This is a genomic window from Caballeronia glebae, assembly GCF_001545035.1.
In the GTDB taxonomy this organism is placed as follows: Bacteria; Pseudomonadota; Gammaproteobacteria; order Burkholderiales; family Burkholderiaceae; genus Caballeronia; species Caballeronia glebae.
Genome location: NZ_FCOJ02000095.1, coordinates 1 through 17,065 on the forward strand (window position 1 = coordinate 1; position 17,065 = coordinate 17,065).

Consider the following 17,065-nt stretch of genomic DNA (forward strand, 5'->3'; position numbering starts at 1 on the left):
CGGCCGCGAGCGGCGACGGCGCGGGCAACTCGCGCGTGACGAGCCGCACGTCGCCCGCTTCGATGCGTCTCAGGAGCGCGAGCCACGCGTCGGAATCCATCGCGTCGTGCAGACAATCGTCGATGGTCTGCTCGACGAGCGGATGCGCCGGCACATCGCGCTCGCCCGCGACGTTCTCCGCGCACGCGACCTGATCCGGAAACACCGCCGCGAGCAGATCTTCGCTTTTCATGCGCTGCAATTGCGGCGCGACCTTGCGCCCGCCGGTGTAGCGCGGCAGCGCGAGCGCGTTGGTCGCGTTCCAGCGCCAGCGCACGCCGAAGAGCGGCGCGTCGAGCAGCGCCTGGATCAACACGTGCTCGGCCGTCGCCGATTTCAGATAGCGCCAGACTTCATCGAGCGCGAAGCTGTGGCCGCCCGTCAGCGACAGCACGATCGCGTCCTCGGTTGCCGCCGCCTGCAGCTCGAAGTTGAACGTGCGGCAAAAGCGCTTCCTCAGCGCCAGGCCCCACGCGCGATTCACGCGGCTGCCGAACGGCGCGTGGATGACGAGTTGCGTGCCGCCGGATTCGTCGAAAAAGCGCTCCATGACGAGCGTGTCCTGCGTCGGCAGCACGGTGAGCGCGGCGCGCGAACGCGCCAGATAATCGACGATCTGCCGCGCCGCTTCGGTATCGACGCTCGTCGCTTGCGCGAGCCACGCGACCGTTTCGTCGACGCTGCCTTGCGCGAGCCGCGCGTCGATCTGCGCGCGCAGCCGCGCGATGGCGTGCGAAAGCTCGTCGCTGCGGCCGGGCGCTTCGCCCAGCCAGAACGGGATGTTCGGCGGCTGGCCGTTCGCGTCCTCCACGCGCACGCGCCCGCCTTCCACGCGCACGATCCGGTACGACGTATTGCCGAGCTGAAAGATGTCGCCCGCGAGACTCTCGACGGCGAAATCCTCGTTCACCGTGCCGATCTGCAAGCCCTGCGGTTCGAGGATCACGGCGAAATCGGCGTTGTCGGGAATCGCGCCGCCCGAGGTGACGGCCGTCAGCTTGCCGCCGCGCCGGCCGCGCAGCGTGCGCGAGACCGCGTCGCGATGCACATACGCCGCGCGCACGCCCTGTCGTCCGGTATAGCCTTCCGCGAGCGTGCGCAGCACGGCCTCGTAGTGCGCGCGATCGAGCGTCGCATACGGATACGCGCGCGTGATGCGCTCGAAGAGCGCGTCCTCGCCCCACTCGCGGCACGCGACTTCGGCGGTGATCTGCTGCGCCAGCACGTCGAGCGGCGCGTGCGGAATGGTCAGCGCGTCGAGTTCGCCGCGCCGCACGCAGTCGAGCAGCGCCGTGCATTCGATGAGATCGTCGCGCGAGGTCGGAAAAAGCCGTCCTTTCGGCACGCCGCCGACCTGATGCCCGGAGCGCCCGACGCGCTGCAGAAACGCGCCGATCGAACCGGGCGAGCCGATCTGGCAGACGAGATCGACATCGCCGATATCGATGCCCAGCTCAAGCGACGCCGTGGCGATCAGCACGCGCAATTCGCCGCGCTTCAAGCGCTGCTCCGCGTCCAGACGATGCTCGCGCGCGAGGCTGCCGTGATGCGCGGCGACCGCTTCCTTGCCGAGCCGCTCGGTCAGATGCCGCGCCGCGCGCTCGGCCATGCGGCGCGTGTTCACGAAGACGAGCGTGGTGCGATGCTGCCCGGCAAGCTCCGCGAGACGGTCGTAGACGCGCTCCCACGTGTCGTTGGACATGATCGCTTCGAGCGGCATCGGCGGGATGTCGAGCGCGAGATCGCGCTCGCGGACGTGGCCCACGTCGACGATCTCGCACGGCTCGTTTTCACCGACGAGAAACTTCGCGACGAGTTCGATCGGCTTTTGCGTCGCCGACAAACCAACGCGCACCGGCCGCTCTCCGCCCGCTTCCTCGCAGAGCGCGTCGAGCCGCGCGAGCGACAGGCTCAGGTGCGAGCCGCGCTTGGACCCCGCGACCGCATGGATTTCGTCGACGATCACCGTTCGCGTGGTCGAGAGCATCGCGCGGCCGGAATCGGAAGACAGCAGCACGTAGAGCGATTCCGGCGTCGTCACGAGGATATGCGGCGGACGCTTTCTGACCGCGTTGCGCTCCTGCTGGGTCGTGTCGCCGGTGCGCACGGCCGCGCGAATCTCGGGCGCGGCCACGCCGGATTCGCGCAAAGTCCGCGCAATGCCCGCGAGCGGTTCCTCCAGATTCACGTGGATGTCGTTGGACAGCGCCTTCAGCGGCGAGACGTACACGACGCGTGTCTCGTCCGGCAGCGCCCCGCCGCGCGCGAGCCCGTCACGCACCAGTTCGTCGATGGCCGCGAGAAACGCGGTGAGCGTCTTGCCCGAGCCCGTCGGCGCGGCGACGAGTGTCGAGCGGCGCGCGTGCACGAGCGGCCACGCGCGCGCCTGCGCGGCGGTCGGCGCGGGAAAGCGTGCGCCGAACCATTCGGCGACAGCGGGATGAAAGCCGTGCAAAGCGTTGGCGGTGGAAGCGGATTTTCGAGACATCCGGATATTTTATGGGCGCTTGAGAAAAGACGTACTGCGTGCGATTTTCAAGCCGGCGCTCCGCGATGGAATGACGCGCCCGCCTCCCCCGTCGTTCAATCGCCCTTAAGATGGTCCGCATGACGTCGCGCGTGCGCTGCAACCAAAACGCCACGAACAACCCCCGATCATTGAACGGCGAGCAGGACTCGATCCTGCGCAAGCCCGCACGCACGACGCTTGACCACTCCTCTCACTTGCCAGGAGAACCAATTGAACGACGACGTCATCCGCACGACCGCCATCGAGACGCCTCTCGACCCCGATCTCCTCGCGAAGATCGACGCTTACTGGCGTGCCTGCAACTATCTTTCGGCCGGCATGATTTACCTGCGCGAGAATCCGCTTCTGCGCGAGCCGCTCAAGCCCGAGCACATCAAGCGGCGTCTGCTCGGTCACTGGGGCTCCGATCCCGGTCAGTCGTTCGTGTGGGTGCATTTGAACCGTCTGATCAAGCGCGACGATCTGAACGTTCTGTTCGTCTCCGGCCCCGGCCACGGCGCACCCGCGACGCTCGCCAATTCCTGGCTCGAAGGCCATTACTCGGAAATCTATCCCGACCGCAGCGCCGACGAGCGCGGCATGCTCAGGCTTTTTAAGGCGTTTTCGTCGCCGGGTGGAATCGGCTCGCATTGCACGCCGGAAACGCCGGGATCGATCCACGAAGGCGGCGAGCTCGGCTACAGCCTGTCGCATTCGTTCGGCGCGGCATTCGACAATCCGGATCTGATCGTCGCGGCGGTCGTGGGCGACGGCGAAGCGGAAACCGGCCCGCTCGCCACATCGTGGCATTCGAACAAGTTCCTCAATCCCGCCACCGACGGCGCCGTGCTGCCGATTCTCCATCTGAACGGCTACAAGATCGCCAATCCGACGATTCTCGCGCGCATTCCGCACGACGAACTCGAAGACCTTTTCAAGGGCTACGGCTACGCGCCGCATTTCGTCGAAGGCGACGAACCCGAAGCGATGCATCAGCGCATGGCCGCGACGCTCGAACGCTGCATCGGCGATATCCGCGCGATTCAGGCGAATGCGCGCGCGAATCCGCAAAACGTGAAGCGTCCGCGCTGGCCGATGATCGTGCTGCGCACGCCCAAAGGCTGGACCGGCCCGAAGGAAGTCGATGGCCACAAGGTCGAGGATTTCTGGCGCGCGCATCAGGTGCCGATTGCCGATCCCGTCAGCAATCATCGAAATCTCGCGCTGTTGGAAAAATGGCTTCGCAGTTACAAGCCGGAAGAACTGTTCGACGAAGACGGCCGCCTGATCGAGCCATTGCGCGCGCTCGCGCCCGAGGGCACGCGTCGCATCAGCGCGAATCCGCATGCGAACGGCGGCGCGCTGCGGCAATCGCTCGATATGCCCGATATCCGCGATTACGCGTTCGAATTCAAGCGCGCGGCGAGCGTCTACACATCGCCGACGGCCGTGCTCGCCACCTTTTTGCGCGACGTGATCCGCCGCAACATGACGAGCTTCCGTCTCTTCGGCCCCGACGAAACCGCGAGCAACAAGCTCGACGGCGTGTACGAAGCATCCGGCAAGCGCTGGATCGCGGAGACGCTGCCCGAGGACCAGGACGGCGGCGCGCTTTCCGTCGATGGCCGCGTCATGGAAATGCTTTCCGAGCACACGCTCGAAGGCTGGTTCGAGGGTTACGTGCTCACCGGGCGTCACGGTCTTTTTGCGACCTACGAAGCCTTCGTGCACGTGATCGACTCGATGTTCAACCAGCACGCGAAGTGGCTGGAAAAGGCCAAGACCGAGCTCGACTGGCGTGCGCCGGTGCCGTCGATCAATCTGCTCATCACGTCGCTCGTGTGGCGGCAGGATCACAACGGCTTCACGCATCAGGACCCCGGTTTTCTCGATGTCGTTACGAACAAGAGCCCGGGCGTCGTGCGCATTTATCTGCCGCCGGACGCGAACTGCCTGTTGAGCGTCGCGGATCATTGCCTGCGCTCGCACGACTACGTGAACGTGATCGTCGCGGACAAGCAGCCGCACTTGCAGTATCTGAGCATGCGGGACGCCATCGTGCATTGCGCGAAGGGCATCGGCATCTGGGACTGGGCGTCGACGGATCAGGGCGCGGAGCCGGACGTCGTGATCGCGTGCGCGGGCGATATCGCGACGATGGAAGCGCTCGCCGCCGTCGAAATCCTGAAGGCGAATTGTCCCGATCTGAAGATTCGCTTCGTCAATGTCGTCGATCTCTTCAGGCTCATGCCGGACACGGAGCATCCGCATGGTTTGTCGCATCGCGATTTCGATTCGATCTTCACGCGCGACAAGCCGGTGATCTTCAACTTCCATTCGTATGCTTCGCTCGTGCACAAGCTCACGTACAACCGCACGAATCACGCGAACATGCACGTGCACGGCTATCGCGAGCGCGGCAACATCAACACGCCGTTCGAACTGGCGATCATCAACGGCGTGGATCGCTATACGCTCGCGATCGATGTAATCGACCGCGTGCCGCGCATCGCGACCAGCAGCGCGCATACGAAGGAATGGCTCAAGAATCAGATCATCGAGAGCGTGCGATACGCGCATGAGGAAGGCATCGATCGCGACGAGATTCGCGAATGGACGATGAAGGAGTGATGCAAAAACGCCCGGCGGAAAACCATTCCGCCGGGCGTTTTCATTTGCCAGGAAGCCGTTGCGTGAAGCTCAGACCTCGTGCGCCGAATGATCCTTTTGCCTGAGCGTCTGCGGCAGGCCGAAGAGCAGCAACAGCGCGCACACCACGCTCATTGCGCCGATCGCGTACAGCGCGGGCGTCGTGCTGCCCATCGTGTCGCGGATGCGGCCGACCATCACCGGGCTCACGATACCGCCCAGTTGCCCCAACGTGTTGATCAGCGCGATGCCGCCTGCCGCGCCCGCGCCGGTCAGAAGCTTCGGCGGCAACGCCCAGAAAGCAGGAATCGAGGCGATCACGCCCGCGCCCATCACGCCCAGCGCGGCGATGAGCAGCGTCGTCTGCTTGTCGAAAATGCCCGCCGCGAAGAAGCCCACGGCCGCCATCACGAGCAGCGCGGCCACGAACTTGCGGCGCTCGCCCGAACGGTCCGACATGCGCCCGACCACGACCATGCAGATCGCGCCGCAAATGTACGGCACCGCCGTCAGAAGACCGATGATCGTCGGATTCTGCGTGCCTGCCGCGCGGATCAGGTGCGGCGCCCAGAAGTTCAGGCCATACGACGCGACCTGAATCAGGAAGTAGATGAGGCCGAGCATCAGAAAGCCGGGCGTCTTGATTGCGCCGAACAGCGAATGGCCGGTGTCGGTGTGCTGGCTTTGCGTCGAGATCTGACTCTTAAGATACGTTTTCTCGTCGCTCGTGAGCCAGCCGGCATCGTCGACGCTATCCTTCAGCACTTTCAGCACGAGAATGCCGAGCAGCACGCACGGCATGCCGCCGAGCAGGAACAACCAGTGCCAGCCCGCGATGCCCGCCACGCCGTTCAGATGCCCGAGCACGAGCCCCGACAACGGCGCGCCGAAGAGACCCGAGAACGCCGACGCGAGAAACAGCATCGACGTGATACGGCCGCGATAGCTCGCGGGAAACCATAGCGTGAGGTAATACAGCACGCCCGGCGCGAAACCCGCTTCCATCGCGCCGATGATGAAGCGCAGCCCGTAGAACTGCCATTCCGTCTGCACGAACACCATGAGCGTGGTCGCGATGCCCCACGAAATCATGATGCGTGCGATCCAGCGGCGCGCGCCGACCTTGTAGAGCAGCATGTTGCTCGGCACTTCGAACAGCACATAGCCGATCACGAAAAGGCTCGCGCCGAGACCGTAGGCGGTGTCGGAAAGACCGAGCGAACTCTGCATCTGGAACTTCGCGAAGCTGATGTTGATGCGGTCGAAGAACGCGAAGAAATAGCACAGCATGATGAGCGGCATGAGCCGCAACGCCACCTTGCGAATGATGTCCGAGGTGTTGCCGAGAATGTGCGGCTCATCGGCCGCGTGGACGCTTAGATCGCTCATGTTTGTCTCCAATATTGTTTTGTGTTGATCTTTTGATTCAGATGGCGCGCGCGAAATCGGGCGCCGGATGCAGGTCGCAGTTGCGTCCCGCCTTCGCGACTTGTCCCGAGACGTCGTGTCCGACGAGCGCGGGCAAGGTACGCGACAGCGCGATCAGCTTGGGCAGATCGATGCCCGTGGGAATGCCCATCTCGTCGCACAGGTTCACGAGGTCTTCGGTGCAGATGTTGCCCGATGCGCCCGGCGCGAACGGACAGCCGCCGAGACCGCCGAGCGCGGCATCGAAACGGCGCGCGCCTGCTTCGTAGGCCGCGAGAACGTTGGCGAGGCCGAGGCCGCGCGTGTTGTGAAAGTGCAGCGTGAGATCGGCGACGGGCACGTATTCGAGCACGCGCGTGACGAGCCGCGCGACCTGACGCGGATTCGCCATGCCGGTCGTATCGGCGAGCGTGATGCCTTCGATGCCCATTTCCCGATACGTCCGCGCGATCGACACGACGCGTTCTTCGTCGATATGTCCTTCGAACGGGCAGCCGAACGCGGTCGCGACCGTGGCGTTGAGTGAAGCCCTGGCCGAAGCGAGCCGCACGACATCGCCGAAACCGGCCAGCGACGACTCGCAACTCATGCGCATGTTCGCGCGGTTGTGCGTCTCGCTCGCGGACATCACGAGGTTCAGTTCATCGGCATTCGCGGCGAGCGCGCGTTCGGCGCCCTTCACGTTCGGCACGAGCGCGACGTAGATCACGCCCGATTCGCGCCGGATGCCGCCGAATACCGCGTCGCCATCGCGCAGCGCGGGAATCGCTTTCGGCGACACGAACGAGCCCGCTTCGATACGCGTGAAGCCGCACGTCGAAAGCGCATCGATTAGCGCGATCTTGTCGTGGGTCTCGACCCACTGCTTCTCGATCTGCAAGCCGTCGCGCGGCGCGACTTCCTGCACGATCAACTTTTCGCTGTACTCGTGGTTCATTGCACCGCTCCCTCGGCACGCAGCCGTTCCACTTCGCCCGCCTGGAAGCCGAGCGATTCGAGCACCGATTGCGTGTGCTCGCCGAGCGCCGGACCCGGCCAGCGGACTTCGCCCGGCGTGTCGGAAAGCTTCGGCACGATGCCCGGCATCTTCACCGATGCGCCGCCCGGCAGATCCGCCTGGAGCAGCATGTCGCGCGCGCAATAGTGCGCGTCGTTCACGATGTCCGCGACCGAGTAGATGCGGCCCGACGGCACGTCCTCGCGTTCGAGCGTCGCGAGAACCTCGTCCATCGAGTGATGCGAGGTCCAGGCGGTGATCGCCTCGTCGAGCATCGCGCTATGACGCACGCGGCCGTCGTTGCGGGCGAGCGCGGGATCTTCCGCGAGATCGGGACGGCCGATCACGTTCATCAGGCGCTTGTAGATCGGGTCGCTGTTGCCCGCGATCACGACGAAGCCGCCATCCTCCGTGCGATACGTGTTCGACGGCGCAATGCCCGGCAGCGCCCCGCCGCTGCGCTCGCGTACATGGCCGAGCAGGTCGTATTCGGGCACGAGACTTTCCATCAGATTGAAGACGCTTTCGACGAGCGAGACATCGACCACCTGGCCATCGCCCTGACCGGTCTTCACGCGCAACACCGACATCAGCGCGCCGATCACGCCATGCAGCGAAGCCAGCGAATCGCCGAGACTCACGCCGACGCGCGCGGGCAGTCCTTCGGCGTCGCCGGTCGTGTAGCGGATGCCGCCCATCGCCTCGCCAATCGCGCCAAAGCCCGGCCGATCGCGATACGGCCCCGTCTGGCCGTAGCCGGAGATGCGGACCATCGTGAGCTTCGGGTTGATCTCGTGCAGCACGTCCCAGCCGAGACCGAGCTTTTCGAGCGCGCCCGGACGCATGTTCTCGATGACGACGTCGGCGTCGGCGGCGAGGCGCTTGATCACGTCCGCGCCCTCGGGCGACTTGAGATTCACGCACACCGACTTCTTGTTGCGCGATTGCAGATACCACCAGAGCGACGTGCCCTCGTGAAGCTTGCGCCATTTGCGAAGGGGATCGCCGGTATTCGGCGCTTCGATCTTGATGACTTCCGCGCCGAATTCGGCCAGCATGCGCGCCGCGAACGGCGCCGCGATCAGCGTGCCGATTTCGATGACGCGAATGCCCTGAAGAGGTCCGCTCATGCTGCTCGTCTCCTGATGTGTTTTTGATGGAGACAAGCTTATTGGCGAACGCTCGCCCGCGTCCAACCGCATTTCGGCAAGCATCGTTCGTCAAACGCGAACGCTCGCCGGATTTGCGAGCGCTAGCCGCGCACCTCGACGGTGCGCAGATGATCGAATAGCAGGCGACTCACGGGCGAAAGCGCGTCCGAATCACGCACGACGATCACGAGACTGCGCGCCGCCCATTCGTCGTCGAGCGCGATAGCCGCGAGGCCGAGCTGACGGCCCATCGCATCGAACACCTGCATCGGCAGCACGCCGACGCCCATGCCGGCCTGCACCATGCGGCACACGGCGTCGAAGCCGGGCACGTGAATGCGCAGCCGCAGCGCGCGCCCCGCCTGACGCGCCGCGAGATGCGTGCGCATGTTGATCGAACTCGCCGAATGCAGTCCGATGTGATCGAAATCGAGCGTTTGAGCGAACGCGATGCTCGCGCGCCCCGCCAGCAGATGCTCGCCGGGCACGACGAGCGCGAGCCGGTCGTGGCGATAATGCGCGGTTTCGAGGCCGCGCGTGTCGGCGTCGCCGGAACAGATACCAAGATCGACGAGACTGTCCGCCACGCCTTCCACGATGCCGCCGCTCGGCCGCTCTTCGAGATCGATCTTGATCTGCTCGTGCATGGACGAAAACGCGCGCAAATCCTCCGGCAGGAATTCGACGATCGCCGAGAGGTTCGCCATCATGCGCACGTAGCCGCGCACGCCGCTCGCATGCTCCGCGAGTTCGATGCCGATGTTCTCGACATCGCGCAGCACGCGCCGCGCGTGATGCAGCAGCGTTTCGCCCGCCGGCGTCAGCGCCATGCCGCGCGCCTTGCGCTCGAAAAGCACGGCGCCCACGGCCTGCTCCAATTCGAGCAGACGCTTGCTCGCCGCCGACACCGCGATCGCTTCGCGTTCGGCTGCGCGCGTGAGCGTGCCTTCCTCGAACACCGCGAGAAAGAGTTGCAGCGTCGTGAGATCGAGACGCCGGAGGAGATTGCGGGTGGCCATCGTCGGACGGGCCGCGATCAGTGCGCGTACTTGAACGTGCCTTGCGCGCTCGCGATCATCACGCGGCCGTCGACCCACGCCTCGCCGCGCGCGAAATAGACGGAGCGTCCCTGGCGTTCGAGAAAGCCTTTGGCGACGACGCTGTCCCCGATACCCCGATCGAGATAGTTCACGGTCAGCGAAAGCGTGAAGCCGTGCACGGGCGCGGCGCCCGTCGTGAAAAGGCCCGCGTAGCCGCAAGCGGCGTCGAGCAGCGTGGCGATCGCGCCGCCTTGCAGAATACGTTGCCGGTTGAGATGCCCCGCGTGTATCGGCATCGTGAATTCGGCGTAGCCCGCGCGCCACTCGGTAAAAGTCGCGCCGAGCGCCTCAAGAAACGGATTGTCCAGATCCAGGTTCGCCACCTTTGCTCCTGTTTGCCTGCGTTGCGGCGATTGTGCCATCGGCGGGCGCGGGCTGCCGGGCAGCGCGAACATCTTTCCGGACACGCTATCAATAGAAAACCCGCTCGCGGCGGGTTCGATTTACGCGGCGCCGGTCGATAGCTGAATCGGGCCGTTTTCCGTATTGCAACGCACACAAAAATTCGCTATGCCGGACTGATTCAATCGGCATCATGCGTTTCATGAAGCCTCGTCATGAATCGCGTGCTATCCATTTTTGCGCGCTTTAAATATGCGTCGTGACAAAGCGTCTCACGCGCGCAACACAGTGCTTTAAAGGGCGTCAGTTATATCCGCGAATCACGCAGGAGTTTTTTTCATCGTCGGTCTTTCCGAAACGTCCACAAATTTCTGCAACATAATCGGGTTCCGCGGATACCTGGCTGGAACGATGCGACACGGTAACGCTCGTGTCGGGCGGCAACTCGCCGTCGTCGATCCAGGCATAGTAATGCGCGCTCGTATTCGCTTCCATGTTTTATCTCCTATGTATAAAGCGCGAGAAAAAAGCGTTCTGACAGATTCAGAATGCGCTCATCCAAAGCGGCTGGCCCTAGTGGATTTCATTGATGGACTTAGGCCTCCAGGCTGACCATGATGATAAGAATGCCCGTTCGCAACGCATTCCGGACCGGTTTCAATCCGCTCATCTATATCCGTAGCCAAAAAAATGCCCGGTACGCGACCGGGCGGGTTTAAATCGTCGGTTATGGAATACGGGGCTGGCAGGTCTTCTATCAGTTATACGACATTCTTTTCGACGATCGGCCTGCCTTCGAGCACGCGAGTCCAGTTGAGCGGCGATAAATCAAGCGTCTCGAAACGCCCGCGCAAAATCAGTTCGCTCACGCCGCGCCCCGTCGCCGGGCCTTGCTGCAGGCCGTGTCCGCTGAACCCATTCGCGAAGATGCAATTCTCGACATCCGGGTGATGGCCGATGATCGCGTTCTGATCGAGCACGTTGTATTCGTAATAGCCGGACCAGCAACGCTCGACGCGCAGCGCCTCGAACTCCGGCACGCGATGCGCGAGCGTCGGCCAGATCACGTCGTCGAAAAGCGCGTGATCGACTTCGTCGAGCGGCAGATCGTCCGGATCGTTGTCCGCCGAGGGCGACGTGCCGCAAATATACGTGCGCCCCTCGGGACGAAAATACACGCCGGTCGGATCGATCAGCAAAGGCGCGCGGTCGAGATTCGCCGGCGACGACACATTGAAAATGCTGCGCCGCCGCGCGAACACGGGAATGTCGATGCCGAGCATCGCCGCGATCGGACGCGACCACGCGCCCGCCGCGTTCACGACGACATCGCATGGATAGGCTTGGCCATTGGCCGCGCGCACGGACGTCGCGCGCCGCCCTTCGCGCCCGACACCGACGACTTCGGCCGTCACATAGCGCGCGCCGAGCGATTGCGCCTTGCGCCGCAGCGCCTGCACGAGACCGTAGCCGTCGAACCAGCCTTCGCCGCTCTCGCCGAACGCGCCCGCCGCCAAGTCTTCCGTGTTGAGCCAGGGAAAGCGCGCCTGCAGTTGCGCGGCGTCGAGCAGGCTGATGTCCGCACCGAGTTCGCGCTGCAACGCGTGGTTCTCGCGCAGCGTCGGCGCGCCCGCCGCGCTCGCGAGGAAGAGATAACCGCCTTCATGCAGATCGATCGACGGCTGCTCGCCGTTCACTTCGAGCCGCTCGCCGATCGAGCGCAGAAAATCGATGCCGAAGAGCGACATGCGCACCGAAAGCGGCGTCGAGAACTGCTGCCGGATCGACGCCGCCGATAGCGCCGACGACGAGCGCGCGTAAGTCGGATCGCGCTCGATCACCGTGACTCGCACCGTCGGGTCCGTTGCGCGCAGAAAATATGCGACCGAACTGCCGATCACCCCGCCACCCACGATCACCACATCAGAAGCCACGCCGCCTCCGGACTGTTGTGCTTCAGCCGATATTGAAGTCGATGCCCTGCGCGAGCGGCAATTCCGACGAGTAGTTGATCGTGTTGGTCGCGCGGCGCATGTAGGCCTTCCACGCGTCCGAACCCGATTCGCGGCCGCCGCCGGTTTCCTTCTCGCCGCCGAACGCGCCGCCGATCTCCGCGCCGCTCGGCCCGATGTTCACGTTGGCGATGCCGCAATCGCTGCCCGATGCGCTCAGGAAGCGCTCGGCCTCGCGCAGATCGGTGGTGAACGCGCACGACGACAGACCGTGCACGGAGGCGTTGTTCGCGGCGATGGCTTCGTCGAAATCGGCATAGCGCATCACGTAGAGAATCGGCGCGAAAGTTTCCTTCAGCACGACGTCCGTTTGCGACGGCATTTCGACCAGCGCCGGGCGCACGTAATAGCCGTTTTCATGGCCCTTCACGGTCACGCGTTCGCCGCCCGTCACCTTGCCGCCCTCGCCCTTCGCCTGCTCCAGCGCGTCCTGCATGCGCGCGAATGCCTGAACGTCGATGAGCGGGCCCATCAGCACGCCCTGCTCCAGCGGATTGCCGACGGGCACTTTGGCGTAGAGATCTTTCAGGCGCGCGACGGTTTCGTCGTAGATGCTTTCGTGCACGAAAAGACGCCGCAGCGACGTGCAGCGCTGCCCCGCCGTGCCGACCGCCGAGAACAGGATGCCGCGCACGGCGAGATCGCGATTGGCGGTCTGCGAGACGATGCCCGCGTTGTTGCCGCCGAGTTCGAGAATCGACCGCCCGAAGCGTTGCGCGACCGCGACGCCGACCTTGCGGCCCATTTCCGTGCTGCCCGTCGCGCTGACGATGTCCGAGCGCTTGTCCGCGACGAGCGCCGCGCCGACATCGCGTCCGCCGATGATCACGGAGGCGAGGCCCTTTGGCGCCGAGCCGAATTCATCGATGGCGTCGCGCAGGATGCGATCGACGGCGAGCGCGGTGAGCGGCGTTTTTTCCGATGGCTTCCACACGACCGCGTTGCCGCACACGAGCGCGAGCGCCGCGTTCCACGACCACACCGCGACTGGAAAATTGAACGCCGAGATGATCGTGCACACGCCGAACGGATGCCACGTCTCCGCCATGCGATGGCCGGGCCGCTCGGACGCAATGGTCAGACCGTACAACTGGCGCGAGAGACCGACGGCGAAGTCGCAGATGTCGATCATTTCCTGCACTTCGCCCAGACCTTCCTGAAGAATCTTGCCCGCTTCGAGCGACACGAGGCGGCCGAGCGCCTCCTTCTTCTCGCGCAGGCGGTTCCCGAGGAGGCGCACGAGTTCGCCACGGCGCGGCGCGGGCACGTTGCGCCACGCGGCGAACGCGGTGCGCGCGGCGGCGAGCGCGGCATCGACGTCGGCGGTGGTGTTCTGCTTCACACGGCCGATGACTTCGCCCGTGATCGGTGAGACGACGGCGATGTCGCCGTCGGTGACGAGGCTCGCAATGCCGAGGTCGGAAAGAATCGATTGTGCGTTCACGATGAAGTCCTTTCGAAGCGGGTTCGTTCTGCAGAGAGCGAAGTTTCTGATAAGAAACTTTCGGAGGTCAGGAGACTATACGCGCTGCCGCTGCCGCTCACAACAGCGGACAATATTGGGGTTGTCACCAATGCGCGCGGCCTTGCGCGGCGGTAGATTCGCCGTGTCCGGCGCGTTGCGGCAGCGCTCGACGCCTGTTCGCGCGATGTTATTATCGGAAACAAAAAGCTTCTCCCACTCATTTTTCTATGTCCACTCCCGGCACGAAAAATTCGCCCGAACAATCCGCATCCGATCTCGGTCGCCGGGTGAAGCGCGCGCGGCTCGCACATGATCTGACGCTCGAAACCGCGAGCCGCCTGTGCGGGGTGTCGCGCTCGGCGCTGTCGAAAATCGAGAACGGATTGATGTCGCCGACTTTCGATGTGCTGCAGAAAATCGTGCGCGGCCTGCAGATCGATCTCGCCGAACTGTTCGGCGCCGCGCCCGCGCCGAACGCGAGCGGACGGCGCGCGCTCACGCGCCGCGACGAAGGACAGCGCCACGCGTATCGCGGCTATCAGATGGAATTGCTCGCCACCGAGCTCGCGCATAAGGCGATGTTGCCGTTTCGCATCCGCATTTCGGCGCATACGCTGGACGCGTTCGATGACTGGGGCCGTCACGAAGGCGAGGAGTTTCTGTATGTGATCAGCGGCAGCGTGTGCCTCTATTCCGAACTTTACGCGCCGACGCATCTGAATGCCGGCGACAGCATCTACTTCGACAGCCGCACCGGCCACGCGGCGATCTCGACGAGCGAAGTCGACGCCGAAGTGCTGTGGATGGCGACGGGCGGCGTGCCGGCGCCCTCATCCGCGCGCGATGCGGTGGATGCCGACTGACGTCGCTACGGTGCCCCTACAACATGCGTCACTCCTACGCCACGAACATGCTGATGGCCGGCATGACCTCGGCCTTCTGCGCGCGCCAGCTCGACCACACCGCCGAGATGTTCCTGCGCACCTACGCGAAGTGGATCGACGGCAGTCAGGACGACCTGAAGACGGCGCGGCTGGATAATGCGCGGACGTTGGCGGAAGCGTCCCCGCGTACCGCAAAGCTACCGTAGCCGTCTCTTAACATGAACGCACTTCAGATGCTCACTCGCCGTTCCGATCGATAAGCGTGAACGGCCATTTCAGCGTGTGATGAGCTACTGAGACGAACCGCGTCAATGCGGTCAAGACTGGCCGATCCGGTCGGCCTTATCGTCATAGAACGGCCAGCCAGAGATCGCGCTGCAAAAGCACTGTTCGGCAAACTTCGCCATTGTGGGCGTGTGCGGGGTGCTTCAAAGACCGAACAGGCGGGCGAGGAAGCCGCGCTTCCGTTCAGATGCAGGTCTGACGTCGGCCGTCAACACCACGCGCGCGCCGACGTTTTCCTCTCCGTCGCCCGAATCCACGCCGCATTCGCGGGCAGCACGCGCAAAGCACCCATATTCAAGACCCGTGTCCGTCGTGCGCCGGTAATCCTTGCGGTAAAGGTCAATGGCGCGCGCAATCCAGAAAGCCGGGTTGTCGGTCGCCATGATGTCACGGTAGTTCTTATGATGTTCATGCGTTACGAAGTATTCAACCATTCGCACAGCATCCTCCGAGCGGTCGCCGAGTTTGAGAAGCCAGGGCTCAGTCAGCGCGTCAACCGCCTCCGCCTTGACCTTAGCGGCCTCCGAACGGGCGTCCGCCACCTCATTTGCGAATGATTTGCCGCGCGCCTTGTATTGCGCAATCACGTCGTCCCGAAACGCGCGCGCCGCAGCGATAGCCTCCGCCTCAGTGGCGAATATCGTCTTGCCGATTTCGTGGGCCCATTCTGGCGCGTATTTGCGCAGTTCATCCAGATCGCGGTAAGAAAAATTACGGTGAAATTTCACGCCGCCCCGTACTAGATCCACGCTGTAACCAGTGCCGCTGCTTCGTTTGATGTTTTTCATCATGTCCGTGGCTCCATCGCTAACATAGCAATCCTATGTAATTAGGACCGCTCGGTATTTCTACTGGATGTCCATTTGGACATGTCGATTGAGATTGCTCACATCAAGCACAGCCCGCATCGCTTTCGGTCGCTCCGCAAAGATGACCATTGTCGCCGCGTCGCGAAGCCATGCACCAAGGCAGGATCACCGCACACGATGGAAATCTCTCGATCATTCACTACCGACATCGTACCGCTTGCGCTTCGCGGGATTCTTTGTCCGCTCGAGGACAGCGCAGTTCGGACACCATGAACCTCGCCTGATGGTACCGGATATGCTCTGCCAGATATGTCCGCGATGACATTCCCAAGTGTGTTTGACGCGAGCGCCAAGCGACTCGGGCGAAAGACAGCGCCCACCGTGCTCGACGGCAAGCGCCTGCAATGCCTCGATCGGCGTTCGCTGCGCGATCTTCACGCATCGCGCGCACCACATGCCGCCACAGACTCGGCCCGCTTCCTGCGTCCATTCGTGTCCCGCCGCGCAACGAAAACGGTATCGGTCACGCGACCCGGTGTATTCGCTCGCCAGGCATTCCCCTCCACGGCCGCGTGCTGCTCCGTGCAAACGCTCCAGCCCATCACGATAGAAAAGTCGTTCAGCGGTTTGCTGGCCCCGCTCAGCACTTGAGCACTGCGCGCACCATGTTCCTTGTGCCACTCGTGCGCCACGCGCTCTCCACTGGTGACCTTTCGCGCATTCAAACAGATAGAACTCGCTGCCTCCGATGTAATCCTCCGCAAGACAGCGCCCGCCTCTTTCTGCGGCAGTCGCCTGCAATCGCTTCAGACCGTCGGTCTTTCGCATATATTGCGCATGATGCTCGTGCTGACACTTGGGACACCAACTGCCTTGACCGATCTCATTCCCCCGTACTTCCCATTCATGTCCATTCGCACAACGCAATCCGTATCGCTTCTTCGTTCCCGTGAAAGTCCCCAGCAGCGTGCCACCTCGGCCGGCCACCAATGCCAGCCAACGCGTGCGAAGCTCATCGGCCCGGCATTCGAGGCATTGCGTTCTTTCGTTGATCGACTGCATCGGCCTTTCGAAGCGATGTCCCTTCGCGCACTCGAAGGAATATTGGGCATGACTGCCTGACCACTCCGTCGACATACATCGCCAGCCGATTGCAGCCGCGCGTGCGTGCAGCTTCGCCAGGTATGGATTGCTCTGCGCGATGCTGACATCCTGGCCGGATCTCGATTCATCGCGGGTTGTCTTATGCTGCCGCATCTCGCTTGCGCCTTCCACGCGTTTGATTGATCAGAACTGCGCCGTCATCTGAAAGCCAACAGTCACGCGCGAAGTCGGAAACCCCGACGGCTTGTAGATCGGCGTGCCCGCGAACAGCTCGTAGCTGAACCCCGCATA

Annotated in this window: 13 protein-coding genes and 1 pseudogene; 3 read left to right on the forward strand and 11 right to left on the reverse strand. The window is 63.7% G+C overall.

The window, feature by feature from the left end; genetic code table 11:
- The coding region (locus AWB82_RS34520) for a DEAD/DEAH box helicase (protein ID WP_143756963.1) at nt 1–2,527 on the reverse strand (2,527 nt) is incomplete at its 3' end.
- A 252-nt stretch (nt 2,528–2,779) separates the two neighbouring features.
- Here AWB82_RS34520 and AWB82_RS34525 point away from each other — a divergent pair.
- Complete coding sequence (locus AWB82_RS34525; protein WP_235023562.1) at nt 2,780–5,179, forward strand: phosphoketolase family protein; 2,400 nt, start codon at nt 2,780–2,782, stop codon at nt 5,177–5,179.
- A gap of 69 nt (nt 5,180–5,248) precedes the next feature.
- On the opposite strand, the gene AWB82_RS34530 is transcribed toward AWB82_RS34525, so the two are convergent.
- The 8 genes from AWB82_RS34530 to amaB all read right to left on the reverse strand — a co-directional run bounded on the left by AWB82_RS34530 (nt 5,249) and on the right by amaB (nt 13,671).
- Nucleotides 5,249–6,586, reverse strand: coding sequence for an MFS transporter (locus AWB82_RS34530; RefSeq protein WP_086973763.1), 1,338 nt, complete (start codon nt 6,584–6,586; stop codon nt 5,249–5,251).
- A 37-nt stretch (nt 6,587–6,623) separates the two neighbouring features.
- A complete protein-coding gene (locus AWB82_RS34535) occupies nt 6,624–7,562 on the reverse strand; it encodes a hydroxymethylglutaryl-CoA lyase (protein WP_086973764.1) in 939 nt (312 codons plus the stop codon).
- Nucleotides 7,559–8,752, reverse strand: coding sequence for a CaiB/BaiF CoA transferase family protein (locus AWB82_RS34540; protein WP_086973765.1), 1,194 nt, complete (start codon nt 8,750–8,752; stop codon nt 7,559–7,561). Before AWB82_RS34540 ends, AWB82_RS34535 begins: the two co-directional genes overlap by 4 nt.
- Nucleotides 8,753–8,874: 122 nt before the next feature.
- Entirely contained in the window at nt 8,875–9,792 is a 918-nt protein-coding gene (locus tag AWB82_RS34545) for a LysR family transcriptional regulator (protein ID WP_086973766.1), read from the reverse strand.
- A gap of 17 nt (nt 9,793–9,809) precedes the next feature.
- Nucleotides 9,810–10,196, reverse strand: a complete 387-nt coding sequence (locus AWB82_RS34550) for a PaaI family thioesterase (protein WP_086973774.1) — start codon at nt 10,194–10,196, stop codon at nt 9,810–9,812.
- Between the two features lie 322 nt (nt 10,197–10,518).
- Complete coding sequence (locus AWB82_RS34555) at nt 10,519–10,710, reverse strand: hypothetical protein (protein ID WP_086973767.1); 192 nt, start codon at nt 10,708–10,710, stop codon at nt 10,519–10,521.
- 266 nt (nt 10,711–10,976) lie between these two features.
- The gene (locus AWB82_RS34560) at nt 10,977–12,149 is read right to left on the reverse strand and encodes an NAD(P)/FAD-dependent oxidoreductase (protein ID WP_086973768.1); all 1,173 of its coding nucleotides are present in this window, start codon (nt 12,147–12,149) and stop codon (nt 10,977–10,979) included.
- 22 nt (nt 12,150–12,171) lie between these two features.
- Nucleotides 12,172–13,671 (reverse strand): L-piperidine-6-carboxylate dehydrogenase, encoded by a 1,500-nt coding sequence (amaB, locus tag AWB82_RS34565; protein WP_086973769.1) that lies wholly within the window; start codon nt 13,669–13,671, stop codon nt 12,172–12,174.
- Nucleotides 13,672–13,919: 248 nt separating this feature from the next.
- Between amaB and AWB82_RS34570 the strand changes: the two genes are divergently transcribed.
- On the forward strand, nt 13,920–14,555 hold the full coding sequence (locus AWB82_RS34570; RefSeq protein WP_086973770.1) for a helix-turn-helix domain-containing protein: 636 nt from the start codon (nt 13,920–13,922) through the stop codon (nt 14,553–14,555).
- A 23-nt stretch (nt 14,556–14,578) separates the two neighbouring features.
- On the forward strand, nt 14,579–14,782 hold the full coding sequence (locus tag AWB82_RS34575) for a site-specific integrase (protein ID WP_086973771.1): 204 nt from the start codon (nt 14,579–14,581) through the stop codon (nt 14,780–14,782).
- A gap of 222 nt (nt 14,783–15,004) precedes the next feature.
- On the opposite strand, the gene AWB82_RS34580 is transcribed toward AWB82_RS34575, so the two are convergent.
- Both AWB82_RS34580 and AWB82_RS37820 read right to left on the reverse strand, forming a co-directional pair.
- Entirely contained in the window at nt 15,005–15,652 is a 648-nt protein-coding gene (locus tag AWB82_RS34580; protein ID WP_086973772.1) for a hypothetical protein, read from the reverse strand.
- A 1,305-nt stretch (nt 15,653–16,957) separates the two neighbouring features.
- Nucleotides 16,958–17,065 (reverse strand): annotated as a pseudogene (locus AWB82_RS37820) (ShlB/FhaC/HecB family hemolysin secretion/activation protein); the annotation flags it as partial.

Bases quoted from the DNA above. Each gene is read 5' to 3' on its own strand.
- AWB82_RS34530 (WP_086973763.1), bottom strand. From the start codon at position 6,586: ATGAGCGATCTAAGCGTCCACGCGGCCGATGAGCCGCACATTCTCGGC.
- AWB82_RS34535 (WP_086973764.1), bottom strand. From the start codon at position 7,562: ATGAACCACGAGTACAGCGAAAAGTTGATCGTGCAGGAAGTCGCGCCG.
- AWB82_RS34540 (WP_086973765.1), bottom strand. From the start codon at position 8,752: ATGAGCGGACCTCTTCAGGGCATTCGCGTCATCGAAATCGGCACGCTG.
- AWB82_RS34545 (WP_086973766.1), bottom strand. From the start codon at position 9,792: ATGGCCACCCGCAATCTCCTCCGGCGTCTCGATCTCACGACGCTGCAA.
- AWB82_RS34555 (WP_086973767.1), bottom strand. From the start codon at position 10,710: ATGGAAGCGAATACGAGCGCGCATTACTATGCCTGGATCGACGACGGC.
- AWB82_RS34570 (WP_086973770.1), top strand. From the start codon at position 13,920: ATGTCCACTCCCGGCACGAAAAATTCGCCCGAACAATCCGCATCCGAT.
- AWB82_RS34575 (WP_086973771.1), top strand. From the start codon at position 14,579: ATGCGTCACTCCTACGCCACGAACATGCTGATGGCCGGCATGACCTCG.
- AWB82_RS34580 (WP_086973772.1), bottom strand. From the start codon at position 15,652: ATGATGAAAAACATCAAACGAAGCAGCGGCACTGGTTACAGCGTGGAT.